This window comes from Ruicaihuangia caeni, assembly GCF_040536845.1.
GTDB classification, from domain to species: Bacteria; Actinomycetota; Actinomycetes; order Actinomycetales; family Microbacteriaceae; genus Ruicaihuangia; species Ruicaihuangia caeni.
This window is the reverse complement of sequence record NZ_CP159582.1, coordinates 1,381,147-1,395,170: the sequence shown is the minus strand read 5'-3', so window position 1 is coordinate 1,395,170 and position 14,024 is coordinate 1,381,147. Positions and strand designations below refer to the sequence as shown.

The following is a 14,024-nucleotide window of genomic DNA, read 5'->3' as shown; positions in this document are numbered from 1 at the left end:
GAGGGCGTCCGCTTACTTGAGGTGGTCGGTGTTGTCGAGGCCTGAGGCATTGAAGTTGCCGGTTCGGAGCACGTCGGGCCGATACGAGTCGTCGATCCGCTCGATCTCCTCATCGACGACCTGGGGCCGCTCGAACCGGCCGGTGATGGCGCCGATCACGGCGCGCACGAGGTCGCGGGCCGCGTACACGATCATGAACGCCGCTGAAACCGGGATCGCGAGCTCCAGATACTTCTTCGAGAGCCCGGTGCCGGTCAAGGGCACGAAGTTGCCGTTCAGGAAGTAGTCGAGGCCGTTGACGATGAGGTAGACCATCACAAGCATCGCAATGACCTGCACGAAGACCTCGACGATCGCCTGCCACCGCTGCGAGAAGAGTTGGGTGAGCACGTCGATCGCGATGTGCTGACCCTTGCGCGACACCGCGGTGACCGCGAGGTAGATGAGCCAGATGAACGCGATGAGCGAGACCTCGGAGGCGCTCTGCAGAGGGTGACTGAAGACGTAGCGGCCCACGACATCGGCAGTCAGGGCGACCACGATGACCGCCATCAGCAGCGCGGGCAAGCCTTCATCCACCGCGCTCAGGACGCGCGTCCACACACGCTTTGTCGTTGCGTTGGTCGCTGGTGTCACTTGAGAAGCTCCCTTGCTTTCGGGCACGCGCCGGGAGCGTTCCGCGGATCGGCTCGCTGCGCGGTTGATAACGTTACCACTGAGAGTTCGCCTCCGGGGCGCAAGTACTCTGAGCGGATGCCGGAGCTTCGGCATCCGCACCTCATCTCGGGCGTTCATGCCCGCTCACCACTCGAAATCCAGGAGCATCAATGGCGACCGCCTCATCCCCGTCAACGCCGATCATCACGGTTCCCGACGCCGACGACGAGTCGATCGCGATCCTGGAGCGGATCGAGGGCAAGATCGACCTCTCGGGCCTCGAGCTGCGCATCCACATGGGTGTGCCGGACAGCGATGACGAGTGGATCGAGCGCACGGCCGGCGCCGACGGCATGCTGCTCGGCTGGCATGTTCCCGACGCGGCGCTCGCGAGCACCGACCGGCTGAAGGTCATCTCGTACCTCGGCACGGGCGCGAGCGATCACGTCAACCTCGGCCTCGCCGCAGACCGCGGGATGGAGGTGCTCACTGTGTCGGGCTACGGCGACGACGCGGTGGCGGAGCACGCCGCGGCGCTGATGATGGCGGCGGTGCGCAGCGTGCCGCAACTCGACCGGGCGGTGCGAGCGGGTGAGTGGCCGTCGGCGAGCTCGTGGCAGATCCGTGGGCGTCGCCTCGGGGTGGTCGGCCTCGGCGGCATCGGCCGGCGCATGGTCGAGATCGGCCGCGGACTCGGCATGGATGTCGTTGCCTGGAACCGTTCGGCGGAGAGCGGCGCGACGGAGATCGACGGCATCCCATTGCTGCCCATGAGCGAGCTCTTCGCCACGAGCGACGCAGTGTCGCTGCACGTGCCCCTGAACGAGCACACGCGCGGACTTGTCGGCGAGCAATTGCTGCGCTCGATGAAGCCGGACGCGGTGCTCGTGAACACGGCGCGTGGTGCGGTCGTCGACGAAGAGGCGCTGCTTCGCGTGCTCGACGACGGAGCGATCCGCGCGGCGGCGCTCGACGTGTTCGGCAGCGAGCCGCTCGCGGGCGACAGCCGCCTGCGCGATCACGAGCGCGCGATCGTCACTCCGCACGTCGCGTTCAACACGACGGATGCCTCCGAGCGGCTGTTCATCATCGCGCTGCAGAACCTGGTCGACTTCTTCTCCGCGAAGGACTGAGGGCCGCGGCGCCCCCGCATCGCCGACATCCGCGCCACTTACAGGTGTTCGCGCCAGTTCCTCGTGGCGCAGACGCCTGAAGGTGGCGCGGATGTCGTGGACCGACGGGGTGCGAAGCGGAGAGCTTCGGCCCGAACGCGGTGCGCCGAGACGGGCGCCCAGCGCTGGCATCGCCCCCCATCCGCGCCACTTACAGGCATTCGCGCCAGTTCCTCGTGGCGCAGACGCCTGCAGGTGGCGCGGATGCTGTGGAGAAGGCCAGAAATGGCCGCAACCGTTGGGCTTCGCCGGGCGCCAGGACGGCGCCCGCGTTACGTCGCGCGAAGGCCAGCAATGGCCTTCGCTGTTTGCGACGTAACGCACTCGAGCCCGGAAGGGATGCTTCCGGGCTCGAGACGGCTACGCCGCTAGGCGTGAACGGGCTTAGAAGTCGCCCTTCTTGTAGTAGCGGCGAGTGGTCAGCGGGTGGTCGCGAACCACTTCGAGGTGAGCGCTGAGGCGCTCGAACGCGGCGGCCAGCACGACCGGCGAGATGAGCGCGCGCACACGGTCCGAGATGCCGGGCAGCTCGAAGTCCTTGCTGTCGAAGACGCGCAGTTTCGAGGTGACGGTCGGCGCGAAGCGCTCGACGCGGTCGCTCAGCGAGCGGCCTTCGTCCTCGCCCTTGAGCAGGACGACGCTCGTGTCCTTCTCGATGAGCTCGAGCGTGCCGTGGAAGAAGTCGGAGGCGTGCACGGGGCGCGTCCAGATCCACTGCATCTCCTCGAGAATGCACATGCCGTAGTACCACGCCTCGTACCAGACGCCACCGGCGCCGGTGATGATGTGGTTCTGCTCGTCCTTGATCTCCTCGGCGAACGACTTCGCGCGGGGTTCGAACGCGCTCTTCACACCGACGAGCAGCTCAGGCAGGGTCTGCAGCTCCGCGACCACCGAGTCGTAGTCGTCGATCTCGCCGCGCAGATCCATGATCGCCAGCGCGATGAGCAGCGACTGCAGGTAGAAGTTCTCGCTCGAGGTGTCGTCGGCGACGAAGTTGGCGAAGTTGATGTCGGCCATCTCGCCGATGGGAGTGTCGGCCTTCGCCGTGAGCGAGAGCACCCGGGCGCCCTTCGACTTGGCGAACTCGATGGCGGCCACAGCCTCCTTGGTGGTGCCCGAGACCGAGGGGAAGACGGCGATCGAATTCGGTCCGAGGTTGGCGTGCCCCGTGTTGACGATCTCCGCCGACATCTCGATGAACGTCGGGAACGTCGACTTCGTCTGGAGCATCCGAGCGGCGGGCTGCATGAGGAAGTTCACGCCCCCGGCACCCATGAAGAAGATGTTCTCGGCTCCGTTGGCGAGCTCAGCCTTGAGGGCCTCGCGGATCGGGCCGGCGAGCTGCACGGCGCCGGTCTGGATGTCGACGTAGCGCTTCTCGTCGAAGTTCAGCATGCTGATCCTTTGTCTGTTGATTGGACAGGTTGTCGGACAAAGCTAGCACTTGTCGGGCTGATAACGATATCCATGGCGCGAACCGATGGTCGGATGCCCGGGTTGCAACGGGGCCTGGTATGGTCGGCCAGATCGGACATCCGCGGTATCGCGGCCGACAGCGAACGACAAGAGCGCAAGGAGCGGCATCCTGTCTGACAACGACACGACCAATGTCGCGACGGCCGACAAGTCGTCGGGGACGACTGGCGGACGCGGCAGTGCCGTGGAGCGCGTGCATCAGCAGATCAGCGCGCTCATCGCGCAGCTCGGGCTGAAGCCCGGCGATCGCCTCAACACCGAGTCGGAGCTGTCAGAGCTGTTCGGCGTCTCTCGATCCACGGTGCGCGAGGCCCTCAGGCTGCTCGAGCAGCAAGGGGTGGTGAACGCGGTTCAGGGCCAGGGCCGCTTCATCTCGGCGTCGGGTTCGCTGCGCGTCGAACGCCCCATGACCAAGTACGAGAGCATCACAGAGGTACTGACCGGGCGCGGCTACGCCGTCACCAGCGCCGTGCTGAGTATCGAGGAGGGCACGGCCACTCCCGAGGAGGCCGAGGCGCTCGAACTCGAGTCCGACGCGCCGGTCATCCGGCTGCTGCGCATCCGGTACGGCGACGACAAACCGCTCGTGGTCAGCGCGAACACCATGCCTCGCGAAACGCTCCCGGGGCCCATCGATCACCGCGACTGGAGCGGTTCACTGACCGCGGCCCTCGCCGCTCACGGCAATCGGGTCACCTCGGCCCTCGCAACCATCTCGGCGGTCGAGTTGCCGGAGGAGTGGCAATCGCGGTACTCCCTCGGCGGACTCGGACCCTGGTTGCGAGTGTTCGAGGTCGGCCTGACGGCCACCGGCCGGCGCGTGCTGTACGCGCTCGACTACCACCTCGGCAGCGAGATCTCGTTCAGCGTGCTGCGCCGCAGCTGACGCGCGGGCTCGCAGTCGATGGTGCTCGAAGGCGTCACTCGTCGACGAGCACACGGTGAACGGGCGCACAGGCGCACGGGCGGTCAACGCTCGCAGGCGGCCACTCCGAAAGCGCGACGCTCAGCGAATTGGCACTGAGCCGATCACGAAGTGACCGCGGCCGGATGCCGTGAGCATCCGCTCCGCGTCCGACACGAACACCGCGCCGCCCGGCAGGAGCTCGAGGGGGGCGTTGTCGGCATCCGTGTGCAGCGTGATCGAACCGCGCACGCCGACCGCGATGCGGGGACCGGATCCCGCGAGTTCCACAACGGATCCGTCGAGCTCGACGGCGGTGAGCTCGAACTCCTCCGCGCCAGGTCGAAGCACTCGAACGCCCGACGCAGCCTCCTCGGCTGACAGCAACGAGATCGGCCCCGAGGCGACGTCGACGTTCTCGAGCAAGCCTTCGACGTCGACGTACTTCGACGTGAGGCCCGCCCGGAACACATTGTCGGAGTTGGCCATCAGTTCGACGGCAAGGCCGTCGAGATAGGCATGGGGTGTGCCAGACGACACGTACACGCACTCCCCCGGCGCGAACGCGATGCGGTTGAGCATCAGCGATGCAACCGCCCCGGCATCGGCTGGATAGTACGAGGCGAGCTCGACCACGGTCGAGTGCGGCGCGAGCCTTCCCGCTTTCGCTGCCCGCTCGCCCTCAGCCAGCTCGCGAGCCTCGTCGACGATCTGGTCGACCTGCTCCGGCTTCAGCGAGACGAGCGCGCGCAGGCACGACCGCAATCCATCGGGCGAGCGATCTGCCTCGAGCAGACGCTGCGCGTCGCGGATCGCCGGGTGGCGGTAGTCACCGAGCACGCGTTCGAGTTGCGCCCGGTCGCGGAAGCCGACCAGCCCTTCGAAGTCGGTGACGGCGAAGACCATCTCGGGCTTGTGGTGCACGTCTTTGAAACTGCGGTTGAAGGCGTCGACCGGGATGCCGAGCGCCTCCTCGCGCTCGAACCCGACACGGGCGTTCTCGGGCGTCGGGTGCACTTGCAGCGACACAGGCTGAGCAGGCGCCAGAAACTTCATCAGGAACGGCAGTTCGCCGAATCGCTCAGCGACGTCTGCTCCGAGCAGGGCAGGTTCGGCTTCGAGCAGAGCATCAAGGCTCGACACGGCGCCGTCGCGATCGCGGGTCGGTGAAGGCGCCGTGGGGTGCGCCCCGAACCAAAGTTCCGCGAGCGGATCAGCATCGTTCGGCGTGCCGAGCACCGCTTGGATCTGGCTCGTCGATCCCCACGCATACCGGCGCGGGACCCCGGTCAGTATGTGCATCTGCCTCAGTTCTTCTCTGTTCGGGCCGATCGCGGCCCATTCGAGGCTACCTTGCGTCTTGGGAGGAACCGGCAAGGAGGAGGGCCAAGCACAACTGCCTGGGCGGCGCCCTCCTGTGCGGAGATCACACCACAGCGGCTTTTGTGTGACTTCAATACCGTTAGAACCCATCACTGTGTTGAATCGGAGCCAGCCACCTGCCACGGTTGTCAGCGGGCAGCCGACTCTCGCCGGCATCCGACCGCACAACGTCTCAAGAACAGCCGTGACGTGCCGTAAACCGAAAGGGACGAAGCCGGAATGACGATGCAGGATCCAACGACCGACTCGATAAGAGCAGGCGCTTCCGATCAAGCACCACGGCGCAAGCGCTCAACTGTGAGCGCCGTGCGTGAAGCGATCCTCGCGATGATCAAAGAACAAGGTCTGCAAGCCGGCGATCGACTCGACACTGAGGCCCAATTGACCAAGCGAACGGGCGCTTCGCGTTCGACCGTGCGAGACGCGCTGAAGAGCCTGGAACAAGATGGCACCATCGGCGTGGTGCACGGTCACGGCTGGTTCGTCTCGGCCATCGGCTCTCTCCACGTCGAGCGCCCAGTCACGCGGTACGAGAGCGTGACAGAGATGCTCGAATCACGAGGCTATTCGGTCACCAGCGCTGTGCTCGACGTGCAGGAATCCGCGGCTTCGGCAAAGGAAGCTGCCGCGCTCGCGGTCGATGAGGGCACGCCGGTGATCCGGCTCACCCGGATCCGGTACGGCAACGATGAGCCCATGGCCATGAGCCTCAACGTGGTTCTTCGCAGCGCACTGCCGGGTCCGCTGAACCACCGGGACTGGAGCGGCTCGCTCAGCAGGGCGCTCGAAGCGCACGGCCACCACATCGTGTCGTCGGCGGCGCGCATCACGGCGGCCGAGCTGCCGCGCGACGTCGAGGACCGATACAGCCTCGGCGGCCTCGGGCCATGGATGCTGGTCGAAGAGACATGCCTGTCGCGCTCCGGCCTCCGCACCATCTATGCGGAGGAGTACTTCCGCGGGGGCGAGATCGCCTTCAGCGTCCTCCGTCGGCGCTGATCTCCGGGCGCCCCCAGCCGGTCGCGCCAGAGGCGCCTCTTCTTCGCGAATGACAACAGAACAGTGATGAAATCGGCGTCTCGAGTTTTGAGTTCATACAATAGGCTTTGAAAACAAACATCGGAACGGATTCCACACATGGTCAACCATCGCGACGACGCGATAACCGCCCGCGAGGGCATCTGCGTGGTCGGCAACCTCAATATGGACCTCCTCATCCGCGGAGTCCCGCAGCTCCCCGAATGGGGCCAAGAGGTTGTCGGTCATGAGCACCAGTTCTTCCCGGCCGGGCAAGCCGGCTACCTTGCGCTTGGTCTCGCAGCACTCGGCACGCCCGTCTCAGTGGTCGGCGTGGTGGGTGACGACCCCGAAGGCACGCTCATCGTTGAAGCGTTGCGGGATGCGGGCGCCTGCAGCGCCGGAGTGAGCAGCTTGACGGGCGAGCAGACCGGTCTCACCGTGGCGCTGGTGCGGCCCGATGGGGAGCGCGCCTTCGCCTCGAACATCGGATGCTCGGGCCGCCTCACCGACGAGCTGCTCCGCGATGCGATGCACGTCGTGGAACGGCATCGCACAGTCGCCCTCGTCGGCCTCTTCATGGTGTCGAATCTCGGCTTCGATGCGGCACATCGCTTTCTCGCCCAGTGCCGTCGCCGCGGGCAGTCCACCATGCTCGACACGGGCTGGGATCCCGCCGACTGGCCGGAGACGACGCTGATCGCACTGCGACGGATGCTGCGCGAGGTCGATCTGTTCCTTCCCAACCTCGATGAAGCTCAGGCCATCACGGGGCAACGCACTGCTGAGCACGCGCTCGCAGCGCTGAGCGATGTCTGCCCCGGCACGGTCGTGATCAAGTGCGGCGCTGAAGGCAGCATCAGCTGGCACGAGGGGCGAACCCTGCGGCATCCGGCAATCGCAACGACGGCCATCGACGCTGTGGGAGCCGGCGACGTCTTCGACGCCGGGCTGCTGGCAGCGCTTGAGCGAGAGATGCCGATCGAGGAAGCACTGCGCCACGCCCACGCGACCGCCTCCCTCTACGTGTCGCGCCCCCGCGACCGCTATCCGACCGCCGACCAGGTGAGCGGACACGCCAGAAACCATTCGACCGATACCGGAGCACACCAATGACCAGAATCGACTTCCGGACTTACCCCGTGCAGGTTCAGGAGTTCTTCGACCTCGAGCCGGGGCTGCGAGAACCGGTAGTAGACGTATTCGGCTTCTATTGCTCGACTCAGCCCCTCGCAACGTATCTCGCGCAGCTCGATGAAGCGGGACTCGACAGCGCCGTGATGGTCGCACTCGACTGCACGACGGCGCACAAGAGCAGCGTCGCCACCAATGAGCAACTGGCCGACCTCATGAAGCTCAGCGAGCGCATCATCGGCTTCGCCTCGGTGGACCCCAGCGACGCGGACGCCCCACAGAAGCTTCGCACCGCGGTGGACGACCTCGGCCTCAGCGGGCTCAACCTCGACCCTGCCCTGCAGCAGTTCGAGCCGGCCGACGAGGGCACTGCGTTCCCAGTGTTCGAAGCGGCACAAGACCTCGGCATCCCGGTTTCGATCGCCGTCGGGCACAACTGGGCGCCCATTGCGCCCACCTCCGCATTCACGCCGATGTCGCTCGAGCCGGCGATCAGCGCGTTCCCCGACCTCGACTTCGTCATCCCGCACGTCGGCTGGCCATATGTGCAGGAAGCACTCGCGCTCGCCATCAAGTACCCGAACGTGCACCTCGACACGTCAGTGCTCTACGGCGGACGCCCCGAATCCTCACTGCGTCGCGTGCTCGCCGATCAGATCGGGCTCGACGTCTGCGAGGCGAGCCTGCGCGAGAAGCTCGTCTTCGCCTCCGACTACCCGCGGGTGGACCCCAAGCGCTTCGTGAGGGCCATGCAGATGCTCGAGTTCCGTCCTGTCACGGAGCAGCAAATCTTGGGCGGCAATGCCGAGCGCCTGCTCGGCAAGAAAGCCGCCAAGAACGTGAGCACCACCGAGAGCAAGAAGGGTTCGCTGTGAAATCTGAGGTCATCCGGCTCGGCATCCAGACCGACCACGACACGCAGGTCATCGACATCACCGATCGCGTCAAAGAAGCGGCCCGAAGCACTGGTGTGCAGAACGGCGTCTGCTATGCGACGACCATGCACACTACGAGCGGCATCATGGTGAATGAAGGCCTGCCCGACGTGGAAGACGACATCATCTCGATGCTGCAGCGCACGGCACCCGAACTGCGCGACGATCACCGGCACCAGCGCTTCCTGCCGAGCGACGGCCAGATGGCTGTCAACTCGTGCTCGCACCAGCGCAGCCACCTCACGGGCATGCAGGTGGCGTTTCCCGTGCAGGATGGCGAACTCGTGATGGGCGGCCGGCAGACGATCTACTTCGCCGAGTTCGATGGACCGCTGTACCGCGAGTTCATCGTGCACGTCATCGGTGTCTGACTCGACGCGAAATGAAGAAGGGCCGCTCGGACAGCATCCGAGCGGCCCTTCCATATGGAAGCCGACCGAGCTCAGTTGCAGCGTTCCACCTGCAGACCGGCCTTTGCGGACTCCGACTCGAGATCCTCCGCGCGGATCGTCACGGTGGGTACCTCGATGACGCTCTCAGTCGCTTCGCCGTTCATCGCGGCGAGCGCTTGCGCGACGCCGAGCTCTCCGATCGTGCGCGCCTGCTGGCTCACGATCCCCTGGATGTCGCCGGCACGCAGCTGCTCGACCATCACGGGTGATGCATCGAACCCGACCACCTTCACCGACCCGAGCTCGCCTGCGTTCCTGAGCGATGCGACCGTGCCCTGCGCGCCGTAGTCGGTCGTCGTGAAGACGCCCGCGAGATTCGGATGCCGCTGCAAGGTCGCATCGACGATCTGCGCGCCCTTCTCGATGTCCGTGCCGCCGTACTCCTGGCCCACGACAGTGAGCCCAAGCTGCTCCGCGGTGTCGACGAACCCCTTGCCTCGGGCCTCGGTCGTCGAGACTCCGGCCTGGAAGTTGAGCAACAGCACTTCTCCGGAGCCACCGATGAGTTCAGCCAGCAGCTTGGCCGCCTCCACTCCCCCGGCATAGTCGTCAGTACGGACAGACGATCGCACCGTGGACGAGTCATCGAGTGCTGTGTCGACGAGCACCACGTTCGTGCCTGCGTCGACAACGCGCTGGATCGGAGCGAACATCGCTGCTCCATCGGTCGGTGCGATCAGAAGCGCGCTGGGCGCCGCCGCCGCGACTCCATCGACGATTGGGATCTGGTCGGTCGGACTGAATGAATTCGGCGCTTGGAAGTCGAAGCTCAGGCCCGCTTCTTCGGCAGCCGCTTGAGCACCGCACGACATCGTGATGTAGAACGGATCGCCCTTGACGCCTGCGACGAACGTCAGGCTCCCCCGTTCCTCAGCTGCGGGGTCTCCAGTATCAGGGTCAGGTCCGGCCGTGCTGGAGCACCCCGCCAGGGCGACGCCGAGCGCCGCGATTCCCGCGATCGCGGCCGAGGCTCCGCGGAGGCGTCGGCTGCGGATTGTGATCGGTGAGTGGTGCATGGTTGTTCCTCTCTTCGTTGAGCGGTGAGCAGTGACAGGGCTCCTTCGACGGCGCCCCGCTTCACATGCGGTCAGGCGAATGGCGAATGCGATCGATGAACACGGCGACGACCAGCACGAGCCCGATTGCGAACTGCTGCCAGAACGCCTGCACTCCGGTGATCACGAAACCGTTGAGAAGGATCACGGGGATGAACGCACCGATCACGGTGCCGACCACCTTTCCGCTGCCTCCGAACAGGCTGGTGCCGCCAAGCACCACTGCCGTGATGGCCTTGAGGCTGTCCTCCGAGTGGCCGGCCAACGTTGTGGTGCCGAATCGGGCCAGCGCGAGGAATCCGGCGATTCCGGCGAGCGCACCGGCGATGGTGTAAATGACCACGAGGTGTCTGCTCACTCGGATGCCGGCCCGCTCAGCGGCGGCGCTGCTGGCACCGACGGCGTAGGTGCGCCGTCCGAACACGGTCTCGTTCAAGACGACCGCGGCGACGAGCGCGAGCAGAAGCGCGATGACCGCAATCCAGGGGACCGCTCCGGCGATGTCACCTACCCCGAGCGTCTGCACGAGCTCAAGGGGCGCTCGGAGATCGATGCCATCTGTGATCACGAGCGCGAGCCCCATGGTCATCCCGAGGGTGCCGAGCGTGGCGATGATCGGAGGGATCTTCGCTCGCGTGACGAGCAGGCCGTTTACGAGCCCCCACCCGGCACCCGCTGCAATGCCCACCACCAGCCCGGTGAGGATTCCGTGCAGCCCGCCTATGGCGTTCATCGTCATGGTGGCGACGACGCCGGAGAATACGAGGATGCCCCCGCCTGAGAGGTCGATACCGGCCGTGAGGACGACGAGCATCTGACCCAGGGAGAGCACGAGCAGGATCGCCACGCTCGCGAGGATGTTCCTTGCATTGCTGAGGGACGCGAAGGCCGGACCGGCGATGACGCCGAACGTCACGATGAGCGCGATGAAGATCACGACGATCCAGGTGGTCTGTCTCGCGAACAGATTGCGAATCGTCTGAGCCGGGCGCGCGTCGGTCAACCGAGCCGGTCGGTCCTCCGCAGTCTGTGACAGCGCTGCCATTACCGCTCCTCACTGGCGCTCAACGCGCCCGTCATGGCGGCTACGATCCGCTCCATGGTCAGTCCGGCCCGCTCGAATGTCGCCACGCGCCTCCCCAGCCGAAGCACTTGAACGCGATCGGCGACTTCCAGCACGTCGGGCATGTTGTGGCTGATCAGAACGACACCCACACCGCGGTCGCGGATCCTTCGCACGAGATCGAGCACATTGCGGGTTTGCACGACTCCGAGCGCGGCGGTCGGCTCGTCGAGGAAGATGACCTTGCTCGCCCACGCGGCCGCACGGCAGACCGCCACGCCTTGTCGTTGTCCGCCAGACATGCCGGCGATGGGGGATGCCGCATCTTGAATCGCGACTCCCAGTTCGCTGAAGATCTCCTTGCTGCCGCGCCGCATCGCGCCCTTGTCGATGAAACCAAGCGCGCCGAGCACGCCGGCGCGGCGACGCTCGCGGCCAAGATAGAGATTCTCCACGGCGCTCAAGGTTGGGGCGAGCGCGAGATCCTGATACACGGTCTCGATGCCCATGGCGCGCGTTCGCTCGGCATTCAAATGGTCGATGCGCTGCCCTTCAAGGGTGATCGAACCGGAGTCGGGACTTTGCACTCCCGACAGCGCCTTCACGAGCGTGCTCTTCCCCGCGCCGTTATCTCCGACAAGGGCCACGATCTCGCCGGCGTGGACGTCGAAGTCGGCGCCTCGGAGAGCTTCTACGTGACCGAAGTGCTTGACAAGCCCCCTGGCCTCCAACAACGGCGTCGGCATCGACGACCTCCCATGCGCTCGAACCACGGTTGTCTGAACTCCATACTGAGTTTGGATGACACAACAGTGATTGCACAAGCATGAGTTGCGTGTTGTCGGCTGCAGAGCTCGCGCATCAGGCAGGATCGACCCCGCGCTGCACCTTCGGGGGCAACGAAACCGCTGGCACGCATGGCATGCCAGCGACTTAGTCGGGCGAGTTACTCGGAGGCGGAGACTGAACGCGCCCCGGCCGCGGCGGCAGGTGTGAGCGGCCAGCCGACGGCGTCGATCTCGATCAGAGTCGACTCGGCCCGACCGAGCGCTGCCTGCAGAGCCGCCTCGAATTCACTCACTTCGCGCACCCGCTCGCTCACAAAACCGTGCGCGTGACCGAGCTGCACGAAGTCAGGGTTGCCCAGCTCCGTGCCGTAGTCGCGCTGCGGAAACTCTCGGTCCTGATGCATGCGGATGGTGCCGAATAGGTTGTTATTGATCACCACGACGACGAGGCGCAGCCCAGCGGATGCCGCCGTCACGAGCTCGGGCGCCGACATCATGAAGCAGCCGTCGCCCGCGAACACGACCACGTCGCGGCATCCGGCCGCCGCAGCCGCCACTCCCGCGGGAAGACCGAATGCCATCGCCCCGTTCGCGGGCGCGAGCTGCGTGCCGGCGTTGCGATAGCGATAGAACCGGTGCAGCCACCCGGTGTAGTTGCCTGCACCGTTGCAGATCACCGCGTCGTCGCCGAGCAGTTCGCTCGCCGCCGCGATCATGGCGCCGAGGCGATCGGAAGCCGGAGGCGTCGAGTGCGCGAGGTACGCGGCCCGGCCGACGCTCGTCCACTCGGCCCACCGCTCGGTGCCGTCGAGATCGAGCGACTCGAGCGCTCGAACAGCGGCACCGGAAGCGACGAGTTCTGCAGCGGTCGGGCGCACGGTGCGGTCGAGATCCTCCTCCGAAGCCGCGAGGTGAATGATCTCGGCATCCGGGGCGCCGATCCGCCGCGTGTAGCCGTCGGTCTCGACGTCGCCGAAGTGGCCACCAATGGCGATGACGCAATCGGCCTCGGCCAGCATCCGCACCAGTTCCGGGTCTGCCCCGAACCCGAAGTGGCCGACGTAGCTCGATGAACGGTTGTCGATGGCGTCTTGGCAGCGGAAGCTCGCGGCCACCGGCAGCGTGTTGCGCTCAGCGAACCGACGGATGCCGTCGTGCTGCTCCACACCCCAGCCACCACGGCCGAGCAGCACGAGCGGTCGTGCCGATCGCGACAGGGCCTCGCGAATGCGTTCGAGCGTCGTGCTCGACAACTCACCCGCGAGAGGCGCGAGAGCCGTGAGCTTGGCAACATCGAGCGACACAGATGCGCGTCCACCTGCATCGGCGTTCTCCTCGACCGAGGCGACCGTCTCGTAGAGCACGTCTTCCGGGAGCTCGACGACGACCGGACCGGGCCGCCCGGCCTCGGCGATGCGCACGGCCCGCGCGATGGTCTCAGCCGCACGTTCGGGCCGCTCGATGCGGGTCACCCACTTCGACATGGAACCGAAGACCGCCTCGCATGAGATCTCTTGGAACGCGCCCCGGCCGAGGTCTGCCATCGGCACCTGCCCGACGAGGAGCAGGAGCGGAACCGCATCCTGCTGGGCCGTGTGAACAGCGATCGCCGCGTGCAGCGCTCCCGGGCCGCGCGACACCGCGCAGACCCCGACCCGTCCGGTGCGCATGGCGTGCGCGACAGCGGCTTGCCCGGCCGAGGCCTCATGCCGCGCGACGATGAGCTGCACATCGTCGCGATGGTCGCGAAGCGCGTCGAGCACCGGGAGGAAGCTTTCGCCGGGCACACAGGTGACCATCCGTACGCTCTGTGCGACCAGGGTCTCGACGATGGCCGAACCGACATGGGACCTTGCCGTCATTGGCGGTGCTCCGTTTCTCGGGACCGGTCGGCGTTATCGAACTGAAACAGTTGGTTCTGGTTGCGACCGGAAGGCGCGCTTACGTAGCGTGCTACTCGATGATATCGTTCTCAAACCATCATC

At 66.1% G+C, this 14,024-nt stretch carries 13 protein-coding genes; 6 read left to right on the top strand and 7 right to left on the bottom strand.

What is annotated here, in order from left to right:
• Window positions 1-12 precede the first annotated feature (12 nt).
• Complete coding sequence (locus tag ABV606_RS06475; protein ID WP_353987121.1) at window positions 13-567, bottom strand: TRAP transporter small permease; 555 nt, start codon at window positions 565-567, stop codon at window positions 13-15.
• A 260-nt stretch (window positions 568-827) separates the two neighbouring features.
• Between ABV606_RS06475 and ABV606_RS06470 the strand changes: the two genes are divergently transcribed.
• Complete coding sequence (locus ABV606_RS06470; RefSeq protein WP_353987120.1) at window positions 828-1,790, top strand: 2-hydroxyacid dehydrogenase; 963 nt, start codon at window positions 828-830, stop codon at window positions 1,788-1,790.
• A 423-nt stretch (window positions 1,791-2,213) separates the two neighbouring features.
• Here ABV606_RS06470 and ABV606_RS06465 read toward each other — a convergent pair whose 3' ends face one another.
• Window positions 2,214-3,227: an SIS domain-containing protein gene (locus ABV606_RS06465; RefSeq protein WP_353987119.1), complete on the bottom strand. Its 1,014-nt coding sequence runs from the start codon at window positions 3,225-3,227 to the stop codon at window positions 2,214-2,216.
• 274 nt (window positions 3,228-3,501) lie between these two features.
• Here ABV606_RS06465 and ABV606_RS06460 point away from each other — a divergent pair, with 274 nt between their 5' ends.
• Window positions 3,502-4,194, top strand: coding sequence for a GntR family transcriptional regulator (locus ABV606_RS06460; protein WP_353987118.1), 693 nt, complete (start codon window positions 3,502-3,504; stop codon window positions 4,192-4,194).
• A 120-nt stretch (window positions 4,195-4,314) separates the two neighbouring features.
• Here ABV606_RS06460 and manA read toward each other — a convergent pair whose 3' ends face one another.
• Window positions 4,315-5,514 carry a mannose-6-phosphate isomerase, class I gene (gene manA / locus ABV606_RS06455; RefSeq protein ID WP_353987117.1) on the bottom strand — a complete coding sequence of 400 codons (1,200 nt, stop codon included), beginning with the start codon at window positions 5,512-5,514 and terminating at the stop codon, window positions 4,315-4,317.
• 387 nt (window positions 5,515-5,901) lie between these two features.
• Here manA and ABV606_RS06450 point away from each other — a divergent pair, with 387 nt between their 5' ends.
• From ABV606_RS06450 to ABV606_RS06435, 4 genes are all read left to right on the top strand, one after another.
• On the top strand, window positions 5,902-6,594 hold the full coding sequence (locus tag ABV606_RS06450) for a GntR family transcriptional regulator (protein WP_353987116.1): 693 nt from the start codon (window positions 5,902-5,904) through the stop codon (window positions 6,592-6,594).
• A 138-nt stretch (window positions 6,595-6,732) separates the two neighbouring features.
• Window positions 6,733-7,728, top strand: a complete 996-nt coding sequence (locus tag ABV606_RS06445) for a carbohydrate kinase family protein (RefSeq protein WP_353987115.1) — start codon at window positions 6,733-6,735, stop codon at window positions 7,726-7,728.
• Window positions 7,725-8,621: an amidohydrolase family protein gene (locus tag ABV606_RS06440; RefSeq protein ID WP_353987114.1), complete on the top strand. Its 897-nt coding sequence runs from the start codon at window positions 7,725-7,727 to the stop codon at window positions 8,619-8,621. Before ABV606_RS06445 ends, ABV606_RS06440 begins: the two co-directional genes overlap by 4 nt.
• A complete protein-coding gene (locus tag ABV606_RS06435) occupies window positions 8,618-9,052 on the top strand; it encodes a secondary thiamine-phosphate synthase enzyme YjbQ (RefSeq protein WP_281488981.1) in 435 nt (144 codons plus the stop codon). The genes ABV606_RS06440 and ABV606_RS06435 overlap by 4 nt, the downstream gene beginning before the upstream one ends.
• Before the next feature lie 71 nt (window positions 9,053-9,123).
• Here the strand turns inward: ABV606_RS06435 and ABV606_RS06430 are convergent, their stop codons facing one another.
• The 4 genes from ABV606_RS06430 to ABV606_RS06415 form a co-directional block, all read right to left on the bottom strand.
• Window positions 9,124-10,149, bottom strand: coding sequence for an ABC transporter substrate-binding protein (locus ABV606_RS06430; protein WP_353987113.1), 1,026 nt, complete (start codon window positions 10,147-10,149; stop codon window positions 9,124-9,126).
• A gap of 61 nt (window positions 10,150-10,210) precedes the next feature.
• On the bottom strand, window positions 10,211-11,233 hold the full coding sequence (locus ABV606_RS06425; protein ID WP_353987112.1) for an ABC transporter permease: 1,023 nt from the start codon (window positions 11,231-11,233) through the stop codon (window positions 10,211-10,213).
• A complete protein-coding gene (locus ABV606_RS06420; protein ID WP_281488978.1) occupies window positions 11,233-11,997 on the bottom strand; it encodes an ATP-binding cassette domain-containing protein in 765 nt (254 codons plus the stop codon). Before ABV606_RS06420 ends, ABV606_RS06425 begins: the two co-directional genes overlap by 1 nt.
• 200 nt (window positions 11,998-12,197) lie before the next feature.
• Window positions 12,198-13,901, bottom strand: a complete 1,704-nt coding sequence (locus ABV606_RS06415; RefSeq protein ID WP_353987111.1) for a thiamine pyrophosphate-dependent enzyme — start codon at window positions 13,899-13,901, stop codon at window positions 12,198-12,200.
• Window positions 13,902-14,024: the final 123 nt, after the last annotated feature.

Coding starts and splice junctions, on each gene's coding strand:
- ABV606_RS06470 (WP_353987120.1), top strand. CDS start 828: ATGGCGACCGCCTCATCCCCGTCAACGCCGATCATCACGGTTCCCGAC.
- ABV606_RS06465 (WP_353987119.1), bottom strand. CDS start 3,227: ATGCTGAACTTCGACGAGAAGCGCTACGTCGACATCCAGACCGGCGCC.
- manA (WP_353987117.1), bottom strand. CDS start 5,514: ATGCACATACTGACCGGGGTCCCGCGCCGGTATGCGTGGGGATCGACG.
- ABV606_RS06445 (WP_353987115.1), top strand. CDS start 6,733: ATGGTCAACCATCGCGACGACGCGATAACCGCCCGCGAGGGCATCTGC.
- ABV606_RS06440 (WP_353987114.1), top strand. CDS start 7,725: ATGACCAGAATCGACTTCCGGACTTACCCCGTGCAGGTTCAGGAGTTC.
- ABV606_RS06430 (WP_353987113.1), bottom strand. CDS start 10,149: ATGCACCACTCACCGATCACAATCCGCAGCCGACGCCTCCGCGGAGCC.
- ABV606_RS06425 (WP_353987112.1), bottom strand. CDS start 11,233: ATGGCAGCGCTGTCACAGACTGCGGAGGACCGACCGGCTCGGTTGACC.
- ABV606_RS06420 (WP_281488978.1), bottom strand. CDS start 11,997: ATGCCGACGCCGTTGTTGGAGGCCAGGGGGCTTGTCAAGCACTTCGGT.
- ABV606_RS06415 (WP_353987111.1), bottom strand. CDS start 13,901: ATGACGGCAAGGTCCCATGTCGGTTCGGCCATCGTCGAGACCCTGGTC.